The sequence below is a fragment of the Sedimentitalea arenosa genome (genome assembly GCF_016428585.1).
In the GTDB taxonomy this organism is placed as follows: domain Bacteria; phylum Pseudomonadota; class Alphaproteobacteria; order Rhodobacterales; family Rhodobacteraceae; genus Sedimentitalea; species Sedimentitalea arenosa.
The window spans coordinates 286,374-309,955 of sequence record NZ_JAELVR010000002.1; the positions used below are offsets into that span (position 1 = coordinate 286,374).

The 23,582-nt window shown below is 63.9% G+C and carries 25 protein-coding genes and 1 other RNA gene; 12 read left to right on the plus strand and 14 right to left on the minus strand.

Going from position 1 to position 23,582, the window contains the following annotated elements; genetic code table 11:
- A complete protein-coding gene (locus JF290_RS04200; protein WP_199023491.1) occupies window positions 1-615 on the plus strand; it encodes an SAM-dependent methyltransferase in 615 nt (204 codons plus the stop codon).
- A gap of 151 nt (window positions 616-766) precedes the next feature.
- Here the strand turns inward: JF290_RS04200 and bmt are convergent, their stop codons facing one another.
- Both bmt and JF290_RS04210 read right to left on the minus strand, forming a co-directional pair.
- Entirely contained in the window at window positions 767-1,780 is a 1,014-nt protein-coding gene (bmt, locus tag JF290_RS04205; RefSeq protein ID WP_199023492.1) for a betaine--homocysteine S-methyltransferase, read from the minus strand.
- Window positions 1,781-1,965: 185 nt separating this feature from the next.
- Complete coding sequence (locus JF290_RS04210; RefSeq protein WP_199023493.1) at window positions 1,966-2,283, minus strand: DUF1476 domain-containing protein; 318 nt, start codon at window positions 2,281-2,283, stop codon at window positions 1,966-1,968.
- Window positions 2,284-2,441: 158 nt separating this feature from the next.
- On the opposite strand from JF290_RS04210, the gene purC reads away from it, so the two are divergent.
- The 6 genes from purC to JF290_RS04240 all read left to right on the plus strand — a co-directional run bounded on the left by purC (window position 2,442) and on the right by JF290_RS04240 (window position 8,396).
- Window positions 2,442-3,203 carry a phosphoribosylaminoimidazolesuccinocarboxamide synthase gene (gene purC / locus JF290_RS04215; RefSeq protein ID WP_199023602.1) on the plus strand — a complete coding sequence of 254 codons (762 nt, stop codon included), beginning with the start codon at window positions 2,442-2,444 and terminating at the stop codon, window positions 3,201-3,203.
- 84 nt (window positions 3,204-3,287) lie between these two features.
- A complete protein-coding gene (gene purS / locus JF290_RS04220; RefSeq protein ID WP_199023494.1) occupies window positions 3,288-3,518 on the plus strand; it encodes a phosphoribosylformylglycinamidine synthase subunit PurS in 231 nt (76 codons plus the stop codon).
- Window positions 3,518-4,558 (plus strand): zinc-dependent alcohol dehydrogenase family protein, encoded by a 1,041-nt coding sequence (locus tag JF290_RS04225; RefSeq protein WP_199023495.1) that lies wholly within the window; start codon window positions 3,518-3,520, stop codon window positions 4,556-4,558. Before purS ends, JF290_RS04225 begins: the two co-directional genes overlap by 1 nt.
- A gap of 12 nt (window positions 4,559-4,570) precedes the next feature.
- A complete protein-coding gene (gene purQ, locus JF290_RS04230) occupies window positions 4,571-5,239 on the plus strand; it encodes a phosphoribosylformylglycinamidine synthase subunit PurQ (RefSeq protein ID WP_199023496.1) in 669 nt (222 codons plus the stop codon).
- Between the two features lie 36 nt (window positions 5,240-5,275).
- Entirely contained in the window at window positions 5,276-7,048 is a 1,773-nt protein-coding gene (locus JF290_RS04235) for a sensor histidine kinase (protein WP_199023497.1), read from the plus strand.
- Between the two features lie 13 nt (window positions 7,049-7,061).
- On the plus strand, window positions 7,062-8,396 hold the full coding sequence (locus tag JF290_RS04240; protein ID WP_199023498.1) for a sigma-54-dependent transcriptional regulator: 1,335 nt from the start codon (window positions 7,062-7,064) through the stop codon (window positions 8,394-8,396).
- A 28-nt stretch (window positions 8,397-8,424) separates the two neighbouring features.
- Here JF290_RS04240 and JF290_RS04245 read toward each other — a convergent pair whose 3' ends face one another.
- Entirely contained in the window at window positions 8,425-9,132 is a 708-nt protein-coding gene (locus tag JF290_RS04245; RefSeq protein ID WP_199023499.1) for a TorF family putative porin, read from the minus strand.
- 505 nt (window positions 9,133-9,637) lie between these two features.
- Here JF290_RS04245 and JF290_RS04250 point away from each other — a divergent pair.
- Window positions 9,638-12,319 carry a ribonuclease E/G gene (locus tag JF290_RS04250; protein WP_199023500.1) on the plus strand — a complete coding sequence of 894 codons (2,682 nt, stop codon included), beginning with the start codon at window positions 9,638-9,640 and terminating at the stop codon, window positions 12,317-12,319.
- 64 nt (window positions 12,320-12,383) lie between these two features.
- Here the strand turns inward: JF290_RS04250 and JF290_RS04255 are convergent, their stop codons facing one another.
- Window positions 12,384-12,617: a sulfurtransferase TusA family protein gene (locus tag JF290_RS04255; RefSeq protein ID WP_199023501.1), complete on the minus strand. Its 234-nt coding sequence runs from the start codon at window positions 12,615-12,617 to the stop codon at window positions 12,384-12,386.
- Window positions 12,618-12,721: 104 nt separating this feature from the next.
- Here JF290_RS04255 and JF290_RS04260 point away from each other — a divergent pair, with 104 nt between their 5' ends.
- From JF290_RS04260 to JF290_RS04270, 3 genes are all read left to right on the plus strand, one after another.
- The gene (locus JF290_RS04260) at window positions 12,722-13,474 is read left to right on the plus strand and encodes a cytochrome c biogenesis CcdA family protein (protein ID WP_199023502.1); all 753 of its coding nucleotides are present in this window, start codon (window positions 12,722-12,724) and stop codon (window positions 13,472-13,474) included.
- A gap of 72 nt (window positions 13,475-13,546) precedes the next feature.
- On the plus strand, window positions 13,547-14,761 hold the full coding sequence (locus JF290_RS04265) for a hypothetical protein (RefSeq protein ID WP_199023503.1): 1,215 nt from the start codon (window positions 13,547-13,549) through the stop codon (window positions 14,759-14,761).
- On the plus strand, window positions 14,761-16,131 hold the full coding sequence (locus tag JF290_RS04270) for a cytochrome P450 (protein ID WP_199023504.1): 1,371 nt from the start codon (window positions 14,761-14,763) through the stop codon (window positions 16,129-16,131). Before JF290_RS04265 ends, JF290_RS04270 begins: the two co-directional genes overlap by 1 nt.
- Here the strand turns inward: JF290_RS04270 and JF290_RS04275 are convergent.
- The 3 genes from JF290_RS04275 to fumC are packed head-to-tail and all read right to left on the minus strand — an operon-like array spanning window position 16,101 to window position 17,904.
- Window positions 16,101-16,337 carry a ribbon-helix-helix domain-containing protein gene (locus JF290_RS04275; protein ID WP_199023505.1) on the minus strand — a complete coding sequence of 79 codons (237 nt, stop codon included), beginning with the start codon at window positions 16,335-16,337 and terminating at the stop codon, window positions 16,101-16,103. The genes JF290_RS04270 and JF290_RS04275 overlap by 31 nt on opposite strands.
- Complete coding sequence (locus JF290_RS04280) at window positions 16,334-16,513, minus strand: DUF4169 family protein (RefSeq protein WP_199023506.1); 180 nt, start codon at window positions 16,511-16,513, stop codon at window positions 16,334-16,336. Before JF290_RS04280 ends, JF290_RS04275 begins: the two co-directional genes overlap by 4 nt.
- Complete coding sequence (gene fumC, locus JF290_RS04285) at window positions 16,513-17,904, minus strand: class II fumarate hydratase (RefSeq protein ID WP_199023507.1); 1,392 nt, start codon at window positions 17,902-17,904, stop codon at window positions 16,513-16,515. Before fumC ends, JF290_RS04280 begins: the two co-directional genes overlap by 1 nt.
- Before the next feature lie 191 nt (window positions 17,905-18,095).
- Between fumC and JF290_RS04290 the strand changes: the two genes are divergently transcribed.
- Window positions 18,096-18,668: a hypothetical protein gene (locus JF290_RS04290; RefSeq protein ID WP_425503914.1), complete on the plus strand. Its 573-nt coding sequence runs from the start codon at window positions 18,096-18,098 to the stop codon at window positions 18,666-18,668.
- Window positions 18,669-18,680: 12 nt separating this feature from the next.
- On the opposite strand, the gene JF290_RS04295 is transcribed toward JF290_RS04290, so the two are convergent.
- The 7 genes from JF290_RS04295 to JF290_RS04325 all read right to left on the minus strand — a co-directional run bounded on the left by JF290_RS04295 (window position 18,681) and on the right by JF290_RS04325 (window position 23,547).
- Window positions 18,681-19,166, minus strand: coding sequence for an SspB family protein (locus JF290_RS04295; RefSeq protein WP_199023508.1), 486 nt, complete (start codon window positions 19,164-19,166; stop codon window positions 18,681-18,683).
- A gap of 98 nt (window positions 19,167-19,264) precedes the next feature.
- Window positions 19,265-20,521, minus strand: coding sequence for a chromate efflux transporter (chrA, locus tag JF290_RS04300; RefSeq protein WP_199023509.1), 1,257 nt, complete (start codon window positions 20,519-20,521; stop codon window positions 19,265-19,267).
- Entirely contained in the window at window positions 20,518-21,333 is an 816-nt protein-coding gene (locus JF290_RS04305) for a chromate resistance protein ChrB domain-containing protein (protein ID WP_199023511.1), read from the minus strand. The genes chrA and JF290_RS04305 overlap by 4 nt, the downstream gene beginning before the upstream one ends.
- Before the next feature lie 135 nt (window positions 21,334-21,468).
- Window positions 21,469-21,900, minus strand: a complete 432-nt coding sequence (locus JF290_RS04310; RefSeq protein WP_199023512.1) for an ester cyclase — start codon at window positions 21,898-21,900, stop codon at window positions 21,469-21,471.
- Window positions 21,901-22,013: 113 nt separating this feature from the next.
- Window positions 22,014-22,360: a transfer-messenger RNA gene (gene ssrA, locus JF290_RS04315) on the minus strand.
- 45 nt (window positions 22,361-22,405) lie between these two features.
- Window positions 22,406-22,771, minus strand: a complete 366-nt coding sequence (locus JF290_RS04320) for a DUF4345 family protein (protein ID WP_199023513.1) — start codon at window positions 22,769-22,771, stop codon at window positions 22,406-22,408.
- 44 nt (window positions 22,772-22,815) lie between these two features.
- Window positions 22,816-23,547 carry a FadR/GntR family transcriptional regulator gene (locus JF290_RS04325; protein WP_199023514.1) on the minus strand — a complete coding sequence of 244 codons (732 nt, stop codon included), beginning with the start codon at window positions 23,545-23,547 and terminating at the stop codon, window positions 22,816-22,818.
- Between the last annotated feature and the right edge of the window lie 35 nt (window positions 23,548-23,582).

Here is a 23,582-nt window from a genome sequence, read left to right on the forward strand (position 1 = left end):
ATGGCGGATAAACCGGTCGGATGGGATGCGCGGTATGCGGCAGAGTGGTATCTGTTCGGGACCGAACCCGCGGCGTTTGTTGCGCGCGAGGCGGAGCGATTGCCTGCCGGTTCAGAAGTGCTGTGCGTGGCCGACGGGGAGGGGCGCAACTCGGTCTACCTGGCCGGGCTGGGACATGACGTGACGGCCTTCGATCCGTCTGCGGTGGCGCTGGAAAAGGCGCGGGCGCTGGCCAATGCGCGGGACGTGACGGTCGCGGTTCGACAAGCCGGGGTCGAGGACTGGGACTGGTCACGGAAGTTCGACGTGGTGGTCGGTGTGTTCATCCAGTTCGCACCGCCGGCGATGCGGGCCGAGCTGTTCGCGGGTATGGCCCGGGCGGTCAGGCCGGGTGGTCTGCTGTTGCTGCATGGGTATGCGCCGCGGCAGGTCGACTATGGCACGGGCGGTCCGCCCGATGCGCAGAACATGTACACCGAGGCGTTGTTGCGCGAGGCATTCAAGGAGTTCGAAATCCTGCACCTGGCGGACTACGATGCAGACATCGAGGAAGGCGCGGGCCATTCGGGGCGCTCGGCGCTGGTGGATCTGGTCGCGCGCAAACCGGCCGATTGAGCACACCGTAGCTCAGGCGGAGCCAACGATTTTAGCAGGTTGCAGAAACTTGTTTCGCGCGCGAAACAATCAGGTTTCTTGACATGTATTCAGGGTGTTAAAGGGCAGTTCTCATGCGGCTGCCTGAGCGCAACGCGCCTATTGCGGCGGGTCAGCCGCGCCGTCGGCCGCGACGCTCGCGCGGCTTGGGCGTATCGTCGCCAGTGCCGTCGCCCGCCGAGGAAAATGCCCCCAATGCGGCGGTTATCTGCTCGAGCGTCGGACGGTCACCGCGGGGGCGTTCGTCGAGGGCCGCGCGCATCAGGCGCAGGTGATCGGGCATGGTGCCGCAGCAGCCGCCGATGATCCGGGCGCCGCAATCGCGCGCCATCACCGCGTATTCGGCCATCAGCTCGGGCGTGCCGTCGTAGTGGATATGGCCGTCCACGTATTTCGGGATGCCGGCGTTGCCCTTGGCGATCAGCGGGCGTTCCGTGCCCTGAGCGACAAAGCCCAGGACCGTGCGCAGGATGTCGGACGCGCCGGTACCGCAATTCGCGCCGAACGCCAGCGGAGGCGTGTCGAGCGTTTCGACCATCTGCACCATGTCGGCCGAGGTGACGCCCATCATGGTGCGCCCGGCGGTGTCGAAGCTCATCGTGCCGCACCAGGGCAGGTCGACCATCGAGAAAGCCTCGGCGGCAGCGCGGTATTCCTCGGGGGCGGAGATCGTTTCGAGCCAGAGCACGTCGACGCCGCCTTCTTTCAGACCGTCGGCCTGTTCGTGGAACATCTCGACTGCCAATGCATGGCTGAGCGTGCCGACGGGTTCCATGATTTCTCCGGTTGGGCCGACGCTGCCGGCCACGACCACTTTGCGTCCGGCGGTGTCGGCGACGTCGCGGCCGAGTTCTGCGCCGACGCGGGACAGTTCACGCACCCGGTTCTGGGCATTGTGCAGCTTCAGCCGCGCCGCGGTGCCGCCGAAAGTGTTGGTGAGGAAGAGGTCGCTGCCGGCCTCGACTGCGCCCTTGTAGAGCGCCGTGATCTTGGCCGGCTGCTCGACATTCCACAATTCCGGCGCGTCGCCGGACATGAGCCCCATGTTGAACAGGTTGGTTCCGGTCGCGCCATCGGCCAGGATCACGTCTTTATCGGCGAGAAGGGTCTCGAGTGCGGAGGTCACTGATGTCGTCCTGTTCAATGGTAGCGCGGTCGCAAGGGTCTATGGCCCGGTGTGTCACGGCATGCGGGAAACGGCAAACCGGAAATTCTCATGTTCGACATGAGGCCGGTCGCGGCACTGGCGCCGGTCCCGACATATGCGGAAGCGGCGCGGTGCTTCAGGCTGCCGGCGGACAGGGCGGCGTGTCAGCCGACTTCCTGCATGATCTGCCCCTTTGCGACGACCAGCAGTTCGTCCATCTTGGCGCGGATGGTGTCGGCATCCGCCTTGTCGCCCAGATCGGCCACCAGTTTGCGCACCACATCCTCGTGGCCGGCTTCCTCGAAATCGGCCAGCACGACGGACTTGGCATAGTCCTGCGCCTCGTCTCCGGTCTTGCCCATCAGTTCGGCCGCCCACAGGCCGGTCAGCTTGTTGCGGCGGGCGACGGCCTTGAAGGTCATTTCCTCGTCATGGGCATACTTGTTCTCGAATGCTTTTTCGCGGTTGTCGAATGTGGTCATGGCGCTGGCCCCTTGCGATGATGTGTCTCTGGTTGATATGCCGATCCGCTCCCGCCAGTGCAAGAGGGGGCCGTGCGCTTGCGACACTGCGGCCCTTGCACTATAGCGGCGACACGCGGGCGGGACTCATCCCGGCCGTCTATCCGGAAGGGCTGTTCATGGCGCGTCGCAAGAAGATCTACGAAGGCAAGGCCAAGATCCTGTATGAAGGCCCCGAGCCGGGTACGCTCGTGCAGTATTTCAAGGACGACGCCACCGCGTTCAACGCCCAGAAGAAAGACGTGATCGACGGCAAGGGCGTGTTGAACAACATGATGAGCGAGTTCTTCATGACCGGGCTTGGCGCGGTCGGCGTGCCGACTCACTTCATGAAGCGGCTGAACATGCGCGAACAACTGGTCCGCAGCTGCGAGATCGTGCCGCTGGAGATCATCGTGCGCAATTTCGCCGCCGGCTCGATGAGCCAGCGCCTCGGGATCGAGGAGGGCATGCAACTGCCACGCCCGATCGTGGAATACTGCTACAAGGACGACGCGCTGGGAGATCCGCTGGTCACCGAGGAGCATATCGCGGCCTTCGGCTGGGCCAGCCAGCAGGACATGGACGACATCCTGAGCCTGGCGCTCAGGGTGAACGATTTCATGTCTGGATTGATGTTCGGCGTCGGCATCCGGCTCGTCGATTTCAAGATCGAGGTGGGCCGGGTCTATGACGGCGATTTCCAGCGTCTGATTGTGGCCGACGAGATCAGCCCCGACAGTTGCCGGCTGTGGGATATCGAGACGGGGCAGAAGCTTGACAAGGACGTTTTCCGCCGCGACCTGGGCAGCCTGACGGACGCCTATTCGGAAGTGGCGCGCCGCCTCGGAGTGATGCCCAAGACCTCCAAGCCCATCACCAAGCCGACGCTGATCAACTGACGCGCGGGTTGTGGGCAGGGGGCACAGGATTTTTCGACCAGAAGGAAGCGGGAACGCGCCGCTTCGGGATCAGAGGGTGACGAGATGAAGGCACGGGTGCATGTGATGCTGAAGGCCGGGGTGCTGGATCCGCAGGGCGAGGCCATCCGCCACGCGCTGGGGGCGATGGGGTTTGACGGCGTCGAAGGCGTCCGGCAGGGCAAGGTGATCGAGCTGGACCTGGCCGACGGCGCAAGCGAAGCGGATGTGCGCGAGATGTGCGAGAAGCTGCTGGCGAACACTGTGATCGAATCCTACACGGTGGACATGGGGTGATGCGCGCGGCGCGGCTGGTTGACTGGCGTGCGCCGCTGGAGCTTGTCGAGCTGCCATCGCCCGAGTCCGCGCCTGACGGGGTTGTTCTCAAGGTGCTGGCCTGCGGCGTCTGCCGGTCGGACTGGCACGCCTGGACCGGCGCGGACCCGGTCGATCTGCCGCATGTGCCAGGGCACGAGTATTGCGGCGAGGTGATCGCGGTCGGGCGTGACGTGCGACGTTGGCGCGTGGGCGACAGGGTGATCGCGCCGTTCATTCTGGCCTGTGGGCGCTGCCCGGAGTGCGCCGCAGGTCACCAGACGATCTGTGCCGAGCAAGTCGTGCCCGGGTTTACCGCGCCGGGGGCTTTCGCCGAGGAAATCGCGGTCCGCTATGCAGATGTCAACCTGACCGCCTTGCCCGAGGCGATCGCGCCTGATTTGGCGGCGGCACTCGGCTGCCGGATCACCACCGCCTGGCACGCCCTGACCGGGCGGGCGGCGCTGCAAGCTGGCGAATGGCTGGCGGTGTTTGGTGGCGGCGGGGTCGGGACCGCGGCCCTTCTGCTGGGCCGCGCGCTGGGGGCGCGGGTGGTCGTTGTCGACGTGGTAGCGGACAAGCTGGACTTTGCACGCACGCTTGGGGCCGACGCGGTCGTGGACGCCCGTGCGGGCGATGCCGCCGAAATGGTGCGCGAGGTCACAGGCGGCGGCGCCGATCTCGCTATCGAGGCGTTGGGGGTCGAGGAGACCACGCGTGCCGCGATGCTGTCGCTGCGCAAGCTGGGGCGGATGGTTCAGGTCGGAATGCCAGCCGGGGCGCATCGCGAGATGCGGCTGCCGATGGACGCGCTCTATGGCGGTCAGCTGGCCGTCTACGGCACCCGCGGAATGCCGTCCTGGCGTTATCCGTCGTTGTTGTCGCTGATAGAGGGCGGTCACGTCGATCTGACCGGGCTTGTCACGCGACGTATCGCGCTGTCTGATGTGAGCGATGAACTCGCCGCTTTCGACGCACCGGCGCCGCCCGGTGTGGCTGTTGTCACCGATTTTCTGAACTGAAGGAGCTTGCCGATGCGCGCTGCCGTTGTCGTTTTTCCGGGATCCAATTGCGACCGTGATCTCGCGGTGGCCTTTCAACGGGCCGGGGCGCAGGTCTCGATGGTCTGGCACAAGGACACCGATCTGCCCGAAGGCGTCGATATCGTCGGTGTGCCGGGCGGCTTTTCCTACGGTGATTACCTGCGTTGCGGTGCGATCGCGGCGCAATCGCCGATCTGCCGCGCTGTCAAGGCCCATGCCGAGCGCGGCGGCTATGTCCTGGGGGTGTGCAACGGCTTCCAGGTGTTGACCGAAACCGGTATCCTGCCCGGCGCACTGCTGCGCAATGCGGGGTTGAAGTACATCTGCAAGACCGTTGATCTTGTTGTCAAAACCAGCGCCAGTGTGTTCACGAGCGGTTACAACGGCGGCGACACGGCCGCGATCCCGATCGCTCACCACGACGGCAACTATTTCGCCGATCCGGAAACGCTGGCGGCGCTGCACGATCAGGACCGTGTGGCGTTCACCTATGCCGAGAACCCGAACGGATCGGCGCGCGACATCGCCGGCATCCTGTCTGAAAACCGCCGCGTGCTGGGAATGATGCCGCATCCTGAGCGCGCTGCCGATTCCGGTCATGGTGGCACCGACGGCATGGCGCTTTTCCGCGGACTGGCGGATGCGCTGGCGCCGGCATGACTTGAGCGCGGGGCGCGGCGGGCGTAACCTCTTTCCATGAACGCGCCCTTCACCCCCAAACCACCGATTTCGGGCTGGCCTCGGTCCGGGGCGATCAGTTGGCGTGTCCGGCTGGCGCTGGTGCTGCTGCTGATCATCGCCGTGGGAACCATCTGGATCACCAACCAGGTGATGACGGACCGGTTCACCGAAAGCACACGCAACCGCGCCGAACTCCGTCTTCTGCTCTACAGCGGCAACCTGCAGAGCGAACTGGGCCGCAATGCTATCGTGCCGCAGCTTCTGGCTCGCGACCCGACGCTGATCGGGGCGCTCAATTCCAGCGATTTCAGCCAGTCGACGCAGCGGTTGATTTCCTTTGTCGAGGAGATCGGGGCAGCCTCGCTGATGCTGCTGGATGTCGACGGGCGCACGGTTGCGGCGACGGATCGCAATCGGCTTGGCTCGCAGCATCGCAACGAGCCTTACTACGTCGATGCGATCCGCTCCAATTCCACGACCTTCTCGGTCATCCCACGCGAGGCGGGGGGGTACAGCTTCGCCTATTCCCGGCGGATCGAGAGCGGCCTGAACATCCTGGGAGTCATCGTCGTCGAGGTCGACCTGCAGAAATTCGAACGGGCATGGTCGGGGATTTCGGACGCGGTGATGGTGACGGACAGCACCGGCACGATCGTGCTGTCGACGGAGTCGCGCTGGCGCGGGCTGAACGAGACCGAGGCACTCCAGCGCGAAACGCCGCAGAGCGCCATCGAGCGCGCGATCCGTGCCACGGCGGACTGGACCGCCTTGCCGGCGGATGCCTACCTGCAGGGCGAGGCGGTGATCCGGATGGAAAAGAAGATCCCCTTCCGTGGCTGGCGGATGACGTCTTTCACCACCTACGCGTCGGTTCGGGAACGGGTGAACGCGATCCTGGCGCTCGAGATCATGGGATTCGCAATCCTGCTGGCGCTGGTCTTTTATGCGCTGAGTCGGCGCACGGCCCTGCGCATGGCGCTGTTCCAGCGGGAGTCGGCAGAGCTTCGCGCATTGAACGCCCGTTTGCAGCGGGAAATCGCCGAGCGTGAGCGTGTGCAGGAAACCCTGGCGGTGGCTGAACAGACGCTCGCGCAATCGAGCAAGCTGGCCGCTCTGGGCGAGATGTCGGCCGCCGTGAGCCACGAGTTGAACCAGCCGCTCGCGGCGATGAAAACCTATCTGGCGGGCGCGCGGCTGCTGCTGCGAAGGAACCGGCCCGAGGAAGCGCTGTCGTCCTTCGGGCGGATCGACGACCTGCTGGAGCGGATGGGGGCGATCACGCGGCAGCTGAAATCCTATGCCCGCAAGGGCGGTGACGCGTTCACGCCCGTCAACATGGGCGATGCGCTGGCCTCGTCCCTGGCGATGATGGAGCCGCAATTGCGCCAGCGCCAGGTGCGCATCACCCGAATCCTGCCCGAGGAACCGGTGCTGGTGATGGGCGACAGGCTGCGGATCGAACAGGTGATGGTGAACCTCTTGCGGAACGCGCTGGACGCCACCAAATCGGTGCGTAATCCGGAGGTCGACATCATCCTGTCGGCGGGGGAGACGGCGACGCTGACGGTGCGCGACAACGGAGAGGGTATCGAGGATCTGGAGTCGTTGTTCGAACCGTTCTACACGACCAAGCATCCCGGCGACGGTGTGGGCTTGGGGCTGGCGATCTCCTCGGGTATCGTGAATGACCTCGGGGGCCGACTGACCGCGCGCAACGGGCGCGACGGCGGCGCGGTTTTTGAAATGCAGTTGCCGCGGCTCGGACCCGGTGTCGAGGCTGCAGAGTGATGGAGAAGACGTGATGGCACAGGCCATGAAAATCGCGATCGTGGATGACGAACAGGACATGCGCCAGTCGATCAGCCAGTGGCTGGCCCTGTCGGGCTATGACACCGAGACGTTCTCCAGCGCGGAGGATGCGCTGAAGACGCTGGGGCCGGAATATCCGGGCATCGTGATCTCGGACATCAAGATGCCGGGCATGGACGGGATGCAGTTCCTGAAGAAGCTGATGGGCAGCGACAGCGCGCTGCCGGTGATCATGATCACCGGCCATGGCGACGTGCCGATGGCGGTGGAGGCGATGCGCGTGGGGGCCTTCGATTTCCTGGAAAAACCGTTCAGCCCCGACCGGATGTCGGACCTTGCCAAGCGGGCCACCGTCGCGCGTCGACTTGTTCTGGACAACCGCGCGCTGCGCCGCGAACTGTCCGATGGCACGCAGCTGATGAACAAGCTGATCGGCGCGAGCCCGGTGATGGAGCGTCTGCGCGAGGATATCCTCGACCTGGGGCAGGCCGACGGACATGTGCTGATCGATGGCGAGACCGGCACCGGCAAGACGCTTGTGGCGCACGCGCTGCACGCGGTGGGCAGCCGGGCGGGCAAGAAATTCGTACTGGTCAGTTGCGCGGCCCATGAGGAAGACGCGCTGTCCAAGCGGCTCTTCGGGCCAATGTTGCCCGAGGACGAACAGCTGCCGGCCATCGAGGAAGCGCGCGGTGGCACGCTGGTTCTCGAGGATATCGAGGCGTTGAGCGAAATGCTGCAGGCCAAGCTGCTGAGCGTCATCAACGAACAGGGTAGCCCGGCCGAAACCCGCATCGTCGGGATCAGCAACCTGCAGGAGGCCGGCCGCACCAGCGAAGATGTGTTGCGGCCCGACCTGTTCTATCGGTTGGCGGCGCTGCGCATCACCGTGCCGCCGCTGCGCCAGCGCGGCGAGGATATCCTGACGCTGTTCACCCGTCTGTCCGAGCAGTTCGCCGACGAGTACGGGTGCGAGTCGCCACCCGTCAGCGCGCAGGAGGCCGCACAGCTACTGCAGGCGCCCTGGCCGGGCAACGTGCGCCAATTGATCAACATCGCCGAACGCGCGGTATTGCAATCGCGCAGAGGCAGCGGCACCATCGCGTCGCTGCTGATGAGCGATCACGAGGAGATGCAGCCGGTCATGACGACTGAGGGCAAGCCTTTGAAGGAGTATGTCGAAGCGTTCGAGCGGATGCTGATCGACAACACGATGCGCCGCCACAAGGGCAGCATCGCCTCGGTCATGGAGGAGCTTTGCTTGCCGCGCCGCACCCTGAACGAGAAGATGGCGAAGTACGGGTTGCAGCGGTCGGACTACCTCTAGCCACCGCATTCGACGGTACGCCGTCCCGTTACTGGAACGGGTTGACCAGCAGCCGGGCGATGTCGTTGGTGACGTTGGACCATCCCAGCGATACGACGAGCCCCGGATCGCCGGTCTCGGCGCCCTCGTAGCGCATGGAAAGCGCAAGGCGGTTGCGCAGAGTGTAAGTGGCACCGACGTTCCAGTACTGGTTGTCGTTGAAGCTGGTTTCACCAAGAGCTGCGGTGATATTCCAGCGATCGCTCAAGTCCCAGAGCACGCGGCCTCTCTGGTTGAGCGAGTCGATCGTGTCGTTATAGGCGAGCAAGAGTTCGGCACCGACCGTCTTGCCGATCGGGAATATCACGCGGGCCTTGGCTTCGCCGCAGCAATCGCCCGACGCGTTAAGCCAGAACCGCCGATAACTGAGATCGAAGAACAGGTCATTCGCCAGTCGACGTCGGTGACCGACATAGACATCGAACTCGGTGCGATCCCGGTTCAGCCGCACGTAGGACACGGCGACACCGCCATAGAAACCGCGCCAATCCAGTTCGAAAAAAGGCTGGAAGCTGGGATTGCCGCCCGATTGGCTGATCCCGTTCGCGACATAGTCCGAAGTGATGGTCGCCGACAGGATATAGGACAGCTCGGTCGGCGGGAGTGTGGTCTGTGCGCTCGCCGGGGCTGCAAGCCCCGCAACGGCGATGCCGCGAAACAGGAGAGCGAGGAGGCGCTGCACTGGGACGGCGGGCATTGGAAGCGGGTTCCCGTGAAACTGATCTTCTGCCCCAGAAACACGCGAAATCACGCGCGAAGCAAGGCGTAATTTTTCAACTTAAGGGGGATTCGGTGGCAGCTGATGCAGAATACCCATTGTCATTTCCGCTGGGCTGCTTTTATTGTGCCAGATGGGTCTGCCGCTATTGAGCGGCGCAGGACCCATCGAGAGTTTCGCTGCTCCGGCCCTTGCCCGATCGAAAATCCCGCAGGACTGGACAGACCGATGCGATCCCTTCGGGGATCAGTGAAGTGCCCCTGTTCGCGAACAACCGGATTGGGGAAAGAATGGGCAGGCAAGGACGCGATCCGGCCTGTCGGAGAAGAACCGCGATGACGCGCGCGCACGCATTGAGCATATCGGCAGGGGGGCCATCGGCCCGACCTTGCCGCGCCGTGTCAGAGATCGCCCTCACAAGACACCATCCCAAACGCGCGCGTCCGCCTGGGCAGGCGCGTTCGGGATCGTGCATCAAGGACACATGGCCAAGAAAATGCTTATCGATGCCACCCACGCGGAAGAAACCCGCGTCGTGGTGGTGGATGGAAACAAGGTCGAGGAATTCGATTTTGAATCCGAAAACAAACGCCAGCTTGCTGGCAACATCTATCTCGCAAAGGTAACACGGGTCGAACCGTCGCTTCAGGCGGCGTTCGTGGAATATGGCGGCAACCGCCATGGATTCCTCGCGTTTTCCGAGATTCATCCTGATTACTACCAGATCCCGGTCGCAGACCGGGAGGCTCTGATGGAGGAAGAGCGCGCCTATGCCGAGGCGATGAAGGCGAGCGACGAGGAAGACGCAAACCGGCCCAGCCGGTCGCGCCGCTCTTCCTCGCGCAGCCGCAGCAAAGCTGCGGATGCCGCATCCGGCGATGCGGTCGCGACCCGCGAGGTCTCGGAAGAGATCAGCGGTATGGAAACCATCGACCTGAGCGATGGCGACGCCGAGGACACCACCGTCGCGGAGACGCCCGAGGGCACCTCGCCCATGGAGCGTGTTTCGGAAACACCGGTCGAAGAGCCCGAAGAGGCGTCGTCCGAGGATATGGACGACCGCGAAGCCTCCGAAGACGAGGAAGGCCCCGACGCCGCTGAGAAGGACGACACGATCGAGTCCGTGGCCGAAGAGGACGACATCGAGGATATCCGCCCACCGCGCAAACCGCGTCCGCGGCGCTACAAGATCCAGGAAGTGATCAAGGTGCGCCAGATTCTTCTGGTGCAGGTCGTCAAGGAAGAGCGGGGCAACAAGGGGGCCGCGCTGACCACCTACTTGTCCCTGGCGGGCCGGTATTGCGTGTTGATGCCCAACACAGCGCGTGGCGGTGGCATTTCGCGCAAGATCACCAACGCCGCCGACCGCAAGAAACTGAAAGAGATCGCCGGCGAGATCGACGTACCCAAGGGCGCTGGCCTCATCGTGCGGACGGCGGGCGCCAAGCGCACCAAGGCCGAGATCAAGCGCGACTACGAATACCTACAGCGCCTGTGGGAACAGATCCGCGAACTGACGCTGAAATCGATCGCACCGGCCAAGATCTACGAGGAAGGCGATCTGATCAAGCGGTCGATCCGCGATCTTTACAACCGGGACATCGACGAGGTCTTCGTGGAGGGCGAACGGGGCTATCGCATCGCCAAGGACTTCATGAAGATGATCATGCCGTCCCACGCCAAGAACGTGAAGCAATACACCGATCCGATGCCGCTGTTTGCGCGCTACCAGGTGGAAAGCTATCTGGGCGCGATGTTCAACCCGACGGTGCAGTTGAAGTCCGGCGGCTACATCGTGATCGGCGTCACCGAGGCGCTGGTAGCGATCGACGTGAACTCGGGCCGGGCCACGAAAGAGGGCAGCATCGAGGAAACCGCGCTCAAGACCAACCTCGAGGCCAGCGACGAGGTTGCGCGCCAGTTGCGCTTGCGCGATCTCGCCGGTCTGATCGTGATCGACTACATCGACATGGACGAGCGCAAGAACAACGCGGCCGTCGAAAAACGCCTGAAGGATCGGCTCAAGACCGACCGGGCGCGCATCCAGGTCGGGCGCATCTCGGGCTTCGGCCTGTTGGAGATGAGCCGCCAGCGCCTGCGGCCCGGCATGATCGAGGCGACGACGCAGCCCTGCGCGGTATGCCACGGCACCGGCTTGATCCGTTCCGACGACAACATGGCGCTGTCGATCCTGCGCCAGATCGAGGAAGAAGGCGTGCGCCGTCGCTCGCGCGAGGTTCTCGTGCGTTGCCCGGTCAACATCGCCAACTTCCTGATCAACCAGAAGCGCGAGCACATTGCCCAGATCGAGGCGCGATACGGCCTGTCGGTTCGTGTCGAGGGCGATCCGCACCTGGTCAGCCCGGACTTCGCAATGGAGAAGTTTAAGACCGCAACCCGCAACGTTCCGGCGGTGCCCGAGCATGTGGTGTCGGTCGATACATCGCTGATGGATCAGATCGATGCGGATGATGCGACGGAGGAGGATGACGTCGACGCCGAGGAACAGGCGGACACGCCCGAGACGCCCGAAGCATCCGAGGGCGAAACCAAGCCCAAGCGCAAGCGCCGTCGTCGGCGTCGGCGCAGCAAGTCGGGCGCGAACGGTAACGGTTCGGAGTCTGATGACGCCGACGACAGCTCTGACCGTCAGGACGCGGCGATCGAGGCGCAGCCGGTAGAGGCCGACGGCGCGAACACGGCTGACCCGACTCAGGAAGATCCCGCAGCCGACGTCGAGGAAAAGCCGAAGTCGCGTAGCCGGTCCTCGCGGTCACGTTCGAAGACCAGCAAGACCGCAGTCCCGAGCGACTCCGACGCCAGCGAGGAGGCTGCGCCAGAAGCCGAGGTGGAGGCGAAAGCAGAGGACAGCAAGCCCAAGCCGAAACGCACCCGCTCGTCTCGCTCCAAGGCCAAACCCAAGCCGGTCAAGGCCGAGCCGGAACAGGCGGAAGCCTCGCCCGAAACCGTGGAGACAATCGCAACGCCCGAACCCGCGTCCGAACCGGCGGAGGCCCCGCAAAGCCCCCGGCCTGTTGCCGCCGAGGTCGTGAAGGAAGCGGAGCCTGCTGTGAAGGAAACCGCCGAGGTGACCGATGGCGCGGCCCCGGAACCGGCGACGACCGACAAGCCCAAGCGCCGTGGCTGGTGGTCGCTGGGAGGCTGATCGCAGGCCTGATGAAACACGAAGGGGCGGGTCTCTGGATCCGCCCCTTCTTCGTTCGGCGCGCTCAGCCGCCCTTGCGGATCAGATAGACCTGGTGGGTGCCGCCATCGCTCTGGTCGAGCAGCGCGTGCCCGGCCTCGGCGCAGAAATGCGGCACATCCACGATTGCCGCGGGATCATCGGCCAACACCTTCAGCACGGCCCCTTCGGGCAAGGGTTTCAACCGCTTGCGCGCTTTCAGAACGGGCAGGGGGCAGAGCAACCCGATGGCGTCGAGGGTGTCGGTGATTTCGGTCATGACAGCTGAGATAGGCCCGATGTTTCACCCTGTCCACAGGGTTGTGACCAAGCTGTGTCAGAACGCGCCGTGACCTTGCCTGCGCGATGGCCTAAGACCGACTCATGTTCGGGATCGACATCATAGATGCGGGGCTGATGCCCGCGATGATCGTGGCTCTGACGGCGGGAATCATCAGTTTCCTGTCGCCCTGCGTGCTGCCGATCGTCCCGCCTTACCTCGCCTACATGAGCGGCGTCTCGCTGCAGGATCTGGGCGAGGACACGCGGGCGCGCAACAAGGCGCTGCTCCCGGCGTTGTTCTTCGTTTTGGGACTGTCGACGGTCTTTCTGCTGCTGGGCTTTACCGCCTCGGCCATTGGCACCATGTTCCTGCAATACCAGGGCTGGTTCAACACGATTGCCGGAATCCTGGTGATGATTTTCGGAGCGCATTTCGTTGGGGTTTACCGGATCGGGTTTCTCGACCGCGAGGCGCGGATCGACGCGGGCGATCGAGGTGGAAGCGCATTTGGGGCCTATGTTCTGGGCCTCGCTTTCGCGTTTGGTTGGACCCCCTGCATCGGTCCGCAACTTGGGGCGATCCTATCGTTGGCCGCATCCGAAGCCTCGGTCGCGCGCGGAACTACTCTGCTTGCCGTCTATGCTATGGGGCTGGGCGTGCCGTTTCTGCTGGTGGCGGCCTTCCTGCCGCGTCTTGGCGGTGTCATGGGATGGATGAAGCGGCACATGGAACAGATCGAACGCGTCATGGGCCTGCTGTTGTGGACGATCGGTTTGCTGATGCTGACCGGTGGCTTCTCGAGCTTTTCCTATTGGCTGCTCGAACAATTCCCGGCACTTGCCACCTTGGGCTGATCGTCTCTCCGCGTAACGGCACTACACCGCCGCGCGGGGTTGGGCTAGGCTGTCCGCAAAAAGGACAGGTCGATGACTGATCACGGGACGGGCAGGCAGGTGCGGCGACGGCGGGTATTCTATATCCCCGGCTATGACCCCGTGCCGCCACGCCGATACCGCGAACTCTATCGCCGCGAATCGGCGTCGCAGGCGCGGGTATCAGGGTACCAGATCGCGCTCGGCAAACCGGTCGATCAAGACGTTTTCGGTTGGCATGTGACGGCACGGATCGAGAACCACGAGGTCACCGCAGATTTCGAGGTGCTGGTCTGGTCCGATATCGTCCGCGCCAGCATGTCCGACTCGATCGTAGCCACCTATGGCCAGATGCTGCGCACTGTTTGGGTCTATGTCGGTTCCGGCGCACTCTGGCCGCTGATGCGCCTGCGCAAGGGGCCTGTGCTGGCCGCGCTCTACCCGGTGGCGATGCTATGCCTTCAGGCTGTTCTGGCGATGATACTGGGCTGGATCGTGATGCGCCTGGCAGGGCTCGGGCTGCCGTGGGTGGCCGCGGCGGTACTGGGTGTTGCGGCTGCAGTGTTGATGCTGCGGTGGTTCCGGACGGTCGATGGCAGGTTATTCGCCCATTACCTCATGCATGATTTCGCGTTCACCGCGCAACTGAAAGGCGCGTACCCGCCCGAACTCGAAACCCGTCTCGCGGTGTTCGGCGACCGGATCGCCGCCGCTTTGCTGGACGATGTCGACGAAGTGCTGGTCGTCGGCCATTCCTCGGGCGCCTATCTGGCCGTGTCTGTCCTCGCTGACCTGATGCGCGCGGGACGCGTTCGGCGCAAGGGTGCGGCTCTGGGGTTCCTGTCGCTTGGGCAGGTCGTCCCGATGGCCTCGTTCCTGCCGCGGGCCGAACGGTTGCGGCGCGACCTGCGCGATCTGTCGCTGCGCGACGAGTTGTGCTGGGTCGACGTTTCGGCGCCGGGGGACGGGTGTTCCTTCGCCCTCTGCGACCCCGTGGCCGTGAGCGGCGTCGCGCCAAAAGAACAGCGCTGGCCGCTGGTTCTGTCAGCGGCTTTCTCGCAAACGCTTTCGCCGGAAAAGCAGGCGGCCTTACGGCATCGCTTCTTCCGGCTGCATTTCCAGTATCTCTGCGCCTTCGACCGACCTGGTGCCTATGACTACTTTCGCATCACGGCGGGTCCGCGCACCCTGTGCGACCGCTTTGCCGAGCAGGCACCGTCGCCCTCGCGGATCCACGTGCCGGTGTCGCGCCATGTCTCGGTAGCGTGATGATCCCGCCCAAGCCCAAGTCGCGCCCGGACAAGGTGTCGCTGGCCCGCTACGCCCGGTTGTTCCGGCGCGATATCCTGTCGGCGCAGCCCGAGCGGCTCTATCGCGCGTGGATGGCCGAGTTCCGCACGCCGTTCTTCCGCTCCTACCTTGTGAACCAGCCCGAGCTTGTGCGCCTTGTCCTGCGGGAGCGGCCCGAGGCCTTTCCCAAGTCCGAGCGGATCGGCGAGGGGCTGCGACCGCTGCTTGGGAATTCCGTGTTTTTGACCAATGACGCGACCTGGGAACGCCAGCGGCGCATCATCGACCCGGCTTTCGAGGGAGGGCGCCTGCGCGACACTTTCCCCGCGATGCTGGAGGCGGCGCACCAGGCAGTGGAACGGCTGGCGTCTCGCGATGGCGAGGTGGTCGAGATCGAGGCGGAAGCGAGCCATGTTGCGGCGGACGTGATCTTTCGCACCCTGTTTTCGATTCCGGTGGAGCATCGGATCGCGAACCGGGTCTTTCACCAGTTCCGCGCCCATCAGCGCAGCCAGCCGATCCTGAATCTGGCCGCCTTCCTGCCGCTGCCGCGCTGGGTGCCGCGGTTCCACGGTCGCCGCACTCGCCGGACAGCGGCCGAGATACGTGCCTTGATCCGCGAATTGACCGAGCGACGGAAGGGCGAAATCGCTGCCGGCACTGCACCGGATGACCTGGCAACCAAGATCATGACGACGCGCGATCCCGAAACCGACGAGACCTTCGGCACCGAAGAGATGATCGACCAGGTGGCCATATTCTTTCTCGCCGGACACGAGACCAGCGCCTCGGCCCTCGGCTGGGCGCTCTACCTGCTGGCGCTGTGTCCTGACTGGCAGGACCGCGTCGCCGCCGAGGCCAGAATGGATGCGGAGCCGACACTGGCCGATGTGACCGGCTGGCGGATCAGCCGCGACGTTTTCCGAGAGGCCCTGAGGCTCTATCCGCCGGTGCCGATGATGGTGCGGCAAGCGACGCGGCCCGAACGGTTTCGGGGTCGGGAACTCGCTCAGGGCGCGCAGGTGGTCATCAGCCCGTGGCACCTGCATCGACATGCGCGGCTTTGGGAGAACCCGGACGGGTTCGACCCGGGACGCTGGCAGACCGAGAATGGCCGCACCTGCCAACGCACCGCATTTCTGCCGTTCTCAACCGGACCCCGGGTCTGTCCGGGTGCCGGCTTTGCCATGCTGGAGGGGCCGTTGATCCTGTCGCTTCTGGTGCGGGCATTCGTGTTCGAGCCGGTCGAGGACGACGCGCCCGAGCCCGTCGCGCATCTGACGGTGCGTTCGGCAAGCGGTATCCGGTTGCGCGTGCGTCAGCGCGTTTCGGGGACCGAGCCAGCCTGATAACGGTGCAATACGAAAAGCCGGATCGCTGAGGCCAGCCCGATGTCGGTGCCGCGCTCTTCGTCGATACGGGCCGCGAGCGCGTTTATCGCTATGCCGTCGGATTCGGCAATGCGGCGGAAGGCATTCCAGAAATCATCTTCCAGCGAAACAGAGGTGCGGTGCCCGCGCAGGGTGAGAGACCGTTTCGTCGGGCGCTGGCTCATGTCTCGTCGCGCTTCTTTCCGTCCAGATCGCGTTTTGCCTTTTCACGGGTGGCCGCGTCGCCCTGCCGCTCGGCTTTTGTCCGGCCGAATTTCACCGTGTTCTGATCGGCCCGCGCCTTTTTCTCGGCGCGGGCCTTAGCCTTGCGAAACCGGTTCAGGTTGACCGGTTCCGCCATTACTTCGGGCCGACCATCAGTTCGGGACGCACCACGCGATCAAAGGTCTCTTCGTCGACGAAACCCAGAGCGATGGCCTCTTCCTTGAGCGTGGTTCCGTTCTTATGCGCAGTCTTGGCGACCGTGGTGGCGTTGTCATACCCGATCTCGGGCGCAAGCGCGGTGACCAGCATCAATGATTCCCGCATCAGCCTTTCAATGCGCACCTTGTCGGCCTTCAGCCCGTCGACGAGGTTGTCGGTGAAGGCGCTGGCCGCATCACCCAGAAGCTGCATGGACTGCAGCACGTTGTAGGACATCATCGGCTTGTAGACATTGAGTTCGAAATGGCCCTGGCTACCGGCGAAGCCGACGGCGGCGTCGTTGCCCATGACATGGGCGCAGACCTGGGTCAGCGCCTCGCACTGGGTCGGGTTGACTTTGCCGGGCATGATCGAGCTGCCGGGCTCGTTTTCCGGCAGGATGAGTTCGCCCAGACCACAGCGCGGGCCCGAGCCCAGCAGGCGGATATCGTTGGCGATCTTGAAGAGGCTGACGGCCACGGTCTTCAGCGCGCCCGACAGTTCGACCATCGCGTCATGGGCGGCCAATGCTTCGAACTTGTTGGGTGCCGTGACGAAGGGCAACCCGGTGATCTCGGCCATGTTGGCGGCGACCATTTCGGCCCAGCCCTGTTTCGTGTTCAGCCCGGTGCCAACGGCGGTGCCGCCCTGCGCCAGCTCATAGATCCGCCCGAGCGCGTCCTTGACCCGCTGGATGCCCATGGCGACCTGGTGGGTATAGCCCGAGAACTCCTGGCTGAGGGTCAGCGGCGTGGCGTCCTGGGTGTGGGTGCGCCCGATCTTGATGATGCCGTCGAACTCCTCGACCTTGGCCTGAAGCGCCGCGTGCAGCTTTTCCAGACCCGGCAGCAGCACCTGATGCGCGCTCATCGCGGCCGAGATGTGCATCGCGGTCGGGAAGGTGTCGTTGGAGGATTGCCCCATGTTGCAATGATCGTTTGGGTGCACCGGATCCTTGGAGCCGATGACGCCGCCCAGAATTTCGATGGCCCGGTTGGCGATCACCTCGTTGGCGTTCATGTTGGATTGGGTGCCGGACCCGGTCTGCCAGACCACCAGAGGGAAATTGTCGTCGAACTTGCCTTCGACCACTTCGCCAGCGGCCTGCACGATAGCCTTGCCACGTGTCTCGTCGAGCGAGCCGAGTTCCATGTTTGCCTGCGCGCAGGCCTTCTTGATCACGCCGAGCGCACGCACGATGGCGACGGGCTGCTTTTCCCAGCCGATCGGAAAGTTCAGGATCGACCGCTGCGTCTGGGCGCCCCAATACTTGTCGGCGGGTACTTCGAGCGGGCCGAAGCTGTCGGTTTCGGTGCGGGTGTTGGACATCGGAACTCTCCGTCAGGTCAATCTCGCCTGCGTTTACCCGCCACGGACAAGCGGTGCAATTGGCCAGTTGCGCGCAGCCGGAACCGGGGCGGGCATTGGATTGTTGTTCTTTTGCAGTGAGGTTGTAAGCTGATCTTCCGACGCGGCATCTGGCCCGCGTCGGCTGAGCTGTCCAGAACAGGGGAACGCCCGTGACACATGCCCTCATCCGCCCGGTCCTGCCAATCCGCGCCGCTTTGTTGGCGGCCTGCGTCGCGGTGCTGTGGACGATGACGGCTGCCGCGCAACCCGATGAGGCGATCGCGCGTTTCGTCGGAAGCTATTCCGGCACCGCCGAGATCGTCAACGCGGACGGGAGCAAGACGCCGCGCGACCTGAGCGTGCGGATCGAGACCACGCGGAGAGGGTTTTCGGTCAAGTGGTCCACCGTGACCTATCGCGAAGACGGCGATATCAGCGAAAAGAACTATGACATCAGCTTCACCCCCAGCGACCGCGATGGCGTCTATGCGGCGGCTATGAAGAAGAATGTGTTCGGCCACGAGGTGCAACTCGACCCGATGAAGGGCGAACCCTATGTCTGGGCACGCATCACCGGGGACACGCTGACCGTGTATTCGCTGTTCGTGGATCACGATGGCGGCTACGAGCTGCAACAGTTTGATCGAACGCTTGCCGAAGGCGGTCTGCAACTGGACTTCAAGCGGATCAGCGACGGGATGCAGAAACGCACAACCTCGGCGTTTCTGCAGCGCGAGGAGTGATGGCGCGCCGCGCTACTTGCGAAAACTGTCCAGCGACACGACCTGCGCATCTGATTTCTGCGCCGTGTCGGCGTCTTCCTGGGCGTGATCCGTGTTGATAGCCGGCGGCATCGGATCGGCGGAGGGTTCTTCCTCGTCTTCGTCTTCGGCCGATTCAAAGCGCAATCCGAATTCCACGGACGGATCGACGAAGGTCTTGATCGCGTCATAGGGAATGTAGAGCGGCTCTGGCGCGTCTCCGAAATTCAGGGTGACGGAAAACCCGTCCTCTCCGACGACGAGATTGTCGAACCAGTGCTGCATGACCACCGTCATCTCGCCGGGGTAGCGGTCGGCCAGCCAGTCGGCAAGTTCGGCATCGGGGTGGGAGGTGTCGAACGTGATGAAGAAATGATGCGCGCCGGGCAGGCCATGATCGGCCACGTCCTGCAGCACGGTCTTTATAAGACCGCGCATCGCGCTGTGCATGAGGTTTCCATAGTCTATGTCGCGGGACATCTGCTTTCCCCAGTCAGACGGCTGCTGTCTGAAATCAGCATAGGGGATTCGAACAGAAACAAAAGCCTGAGAAAGGCTGCCGTCTGCAGGAATGCGTTTCAGACCAGTGCGCTGCCGGCCCCTGCCAACGCCATCAGCACCAACGACTTGCCAAGGCCGAACCGCAGGACGAAGAGCAGCAGAGCGGCCAGCCCTGTCAGCGCCAACGCGACCGGATCGAGGCTGGCAGGATCGGGCAGGGCGAGCGTGAGCGGGCCGACATCGTGCGTCGCAACGGTTTCGAAAAGCACATGCATGGCAAACCAGATCGACAGGTTCAGGATCACGCCGACCACGGCTGCGGTGATCGCGCGCAGCCCGGCTGCAAGCCTTGGCCGCGCGGCGAGCCGGTCGAGATAGGGTGCGGCGAGAAAGATCCAAAGAAAGCAGGGCACGAAAGTTGCCCAAAGCGCGACGAGTCCGGCCGCCAGCGCCATCGATGTTCCACCTGCCAAGTGGCCCGCCAACATCGCAACGAATTGCGTCACAAGGATGAGCGGGCCCGGCGTGGTTTCTGCCAGCCCGAGCGCGTCGATCATCTGGGCGGTTTCGATCCAGCCGTAGTCCTGCACGACCGTCTGTGTCAGGTAGGCGAGCACGGCATAAGCGCCGCCGAAGGTGACGACGGCAAGCTTGGCGAAAAGCCAGCCGATATCGGCAAGGAGCGGTGGCCCCAAAACGCTGAGAAGCAGAAGTGGCGACAACCACAAGGGGAGCCAGACCGCCAAGGTGCGCAGGGACCGAGCCGAGCTGACCGGGGCCTCGACAACGCCGCTCGATGGACCGGCAGGCGCAACCCAGATACCCCAGAGCGCGGCCACCGCGATGATCAGAGGAAACGGCAAGGCAAAGGCGAAGATCGCAACAAAGGCGAGGCCTGCAATGACGCGGGCGGATGTTCCGACAAGCGCCTTGCGGGCAAGGTTGCGCAATGCTTGAAGCACGATGATCACGACCGCTGCCTTGACACCCAAAAAAGCCGCCTGGACGAGAGGCAACTGACCCAACTCCACGTAGAGCGCGACCAGCGCGGCGATGATGATCGCACCGGGAATCACGAAGAGCCCACCCGCCAGCACGCCGCCCGCGACTCCCCGCAAACGCCACCCCGCATAGGTCGCCAGTTGCATCGCCTCGGGGCCGGGCAGCAACATGCAGAGCGACAGCGCTCGCAGGAAAGTTGGTTCGTCGAGCCAGTCGCGCTCTTCCACCAGTTCCTTGTGCATCAACGCGATCTGTGCGGCGGGCCCGCCGAAGGACAGAAGCCCGATCCGTCCGAAGACGCGTGTCATGTCTGGAAATGAGGGTGCGCTCATGCTCCTCGTCCCGCCGGCCAGCCATGCGTCTCGCCCTGTCGGTCCCGCGCCCAGCGAAACAGCGCGTCATAGATCGCGAGGCCCGCCTCGAGTTGATGCTGATCGTCACGGTATTGCCGGGACAGGCCGATCGAGAGCGCGAACAATCCTGCCGCTTCGGGCGCGCGGTCTTGGCGGCTCGTGTCGGCGGCCCTGATGATGCGGGCCATCCGGTCCAGCGGCGGGGTGTGAAGAGCGAATTCGTCGAGCATCGTGTCAAAGGTGCAGCCGTCGCCACGATGCGACCAGAATGCGCCCTGAACGTCAAAGGGAACCGCTCCGAACCGCTCTGCCACGTCCTCGACATCGGCGGGAGCGACGAACAGGACGCGCGCCTGCGGATCGACGAACCGGCGGATCAGCCAGGGGCAGGCGATCCGGTCGATCCTGGGACGGTGACGCGTGACCCAGAGCGTTCCCGACCCGACCCTCGGTGGAACTGTCGTGGCGGGGACGCGGGGCGCCTCGGCACGATCGCGCCAGGCGAGCATTCCGCCTTGCAGATACCGCGCGTCGATCCCGTCGCTTCGCAACCAGGCGGCGACGCCTTGGCTGAGCTTCCTGCCTTTCTGGCAGACGATAATGCAGGCGCGCCCCGAGTGCGCCGAGATCAGTCCGGAAATATCCGTGTGCGGATGACGGATTGAACCGGGGATGAGGTAAGGATCATCACCGAAGTCCGCGTCGATGCATACATCCACGATAGCCGGAGCGTCCGGCGTGCCGATCAGGCGTAGCAATTGAGATACAGTGATTTCGTTGGGCGCAGCCATGAGCATGTCTCCTGTTTCAAGGCAAACATGCGAACCTTGGGCTGGCGCCTCACGGGGCGTTCGCGGTCATCCCCATGTCTCAGAGTGGACCCGGGTGCGCCTTTCGGTCAAGGGCTTTGGCATCTGGCCGTTCCGTCAGACCCAATCCAGTCGTTGCCCGGTGAGGCAAACCGGCAGGGTGTCCTCGGGGAACTGTCCCAGTTGTTCGAAGAACGAGATGAAGTCGAACTGATTGTAGGCTTCGGCGATACGGTCGTCTTCGAACCGCACGATGGTCTGGCCGGTGACCTCGATCGGCGCTCCGTTGTCCGCACGCGTGGTGCGGACGTGAATGAGCGCTGCCACCCAGTCGCCATTTTCGACCATGACCGGGCAGTCGATCCGGAGCGGGCCGAGTAGATGGGAGGCAGCGGTGATCAGGTCGCGGAAATCCTCGGGACCGAACTGCATGCGTGAGAAGAGCCCGTCGGCTTTTGCGTCGGGCGCGAAGTAATGATCAATCTCGTCGAGTTTCCCGTCGACCCAGACATCCTGATAGAAGCGTTTCAGCAATTCGGAGCGTGACATCTGATCCTCCTTCCGATGCATTTCATCTAGTGTGCCAGAGGTGAACAAACGTTGAATCCGCTCGCAAGTTCCTGTGTGGAAGTTCGCGGCGTCAGGTTGGTCGAGAAGGGTGAAGTGCAGGCTTCTGTTGCCAGGTGCCTGCGAACCCCGCCTTACGCGGCTAGGCGCAAGGGCTTAAGTTTCGGTCTGGTTACTGCTTACGCAGCAACGGCAACCGGAGCACGATTGTCATTTGCAATTGTACTGTTCGGGCCGATACGGTGGCACCCCGCCGAGACAAAGCTAACCCCTTTAGACGTTCGTCGATCCTGTTTCGGCCCCATGATCCCCAAATGAAGGATGTATGGTGGAGCCGCCGGGTACCGCCCCCGGGTCCGATCCGCTTATTACGAGCGCGTTTATGTCCATAGTCCCGAAGGACAACACCTATATAGGCGGAGGGTGCGCTGGTTGCAATCACAGGAGCCTCCGGCGGGAGTATTTTTGCAAAGATGAAGCCGATTGCTCAGAACGGGTCGCGTGACAGGTTGGCGAGGATCAGCCAGAGCGCGAGGGCGGCTTCGATCCCGCCGAAGATCAGCACCTTGAGAACGGGCGGGTGGTCGAGCAGGAGAGACAGCGTGCGGCCGAGTGCTGCGCCGGCGAAGGCGAAACCGAGCATCGCGTAGGCAGTCGGAGTCCCCAGCCAGATCGCGGCGAGTCCCGCCACGACGAACAATCCGCCGACCGAGGCGCGCATTTCGGAAAAGCCCATCGTACTGTTCGTCGGAGCGAGGTCGAGCGCCGACGCCGTATAGGCGGGGGCGAGGAAACCGAAAAGGCCGAAGCCGATGGTCAGAAGGGCAGCGGTGATGTTGAGTGCGTCGATCATGAGCAGGAGGTAGCGCCGGGTCGCGCCGGCGGCAAGGCGGCGTTTCAGGCGCGCTTTCCCCGCGCTGTGAAGACGCTGCGTGCAAGCGCGAGTGTTTCGGCTTCGAGGGCGCTGAGGCGGTCGCAGGCCATCAGTCCATCGTGGGCTTCGACCGCGTCGGCGATCGCTTCGTGCAATGCGACGATCGTTTCGCGCGAGCGCGCGGTGAACGTGATGATGTTCATCAGCGGCTGCATCGCTTCGACGGCGCCGGCGAGTTGGTAGGACAAAATCGGGTTGCCGGCCCCATCGACCAGCGCCCTGTGGAAAGCGACGTCTGAAGTGCAGAAAGCTTCGTCTGTCAGTCCGGGCTGGGACTGCCGGTGGATCTCGGCGCGCATGGTGGCGAGGTGATCGGCGCTGCGCCGCGCCGCCGAGAGCGGTGCGCAGGCGCGTTCCATGGCGTAGCGTGCTTCGCAGGCTGTGGTGAAGCTGACCGCGTTCATCGACAAGAGCAGGGTCGAGGTGGTGATCTGCTGCGTATAAGCGTCCTTGTAGCTGAGCCGGTTGACGAAGGCACCGCCGGAGGCGCCGCGTTGGGTGCGGATCAGCGATTGCGCGGCCAGACGCTTCAACGCCTCCCGCACCGTGGGGCGAGACACCGAGAATTGTTCGGCCAGTTCGGATTCCGAAGGCAGGCGTTCATCGACGATCAGCGTGCCGTCCATGATCGCATCGCGGATCGCGGTCGCGATCTGCGCGGACAGATCGGCGGGGTCATTCGGATCGATTTTCATCTTAGCCCATCAATTTTTTTATTTGTCTGACATTT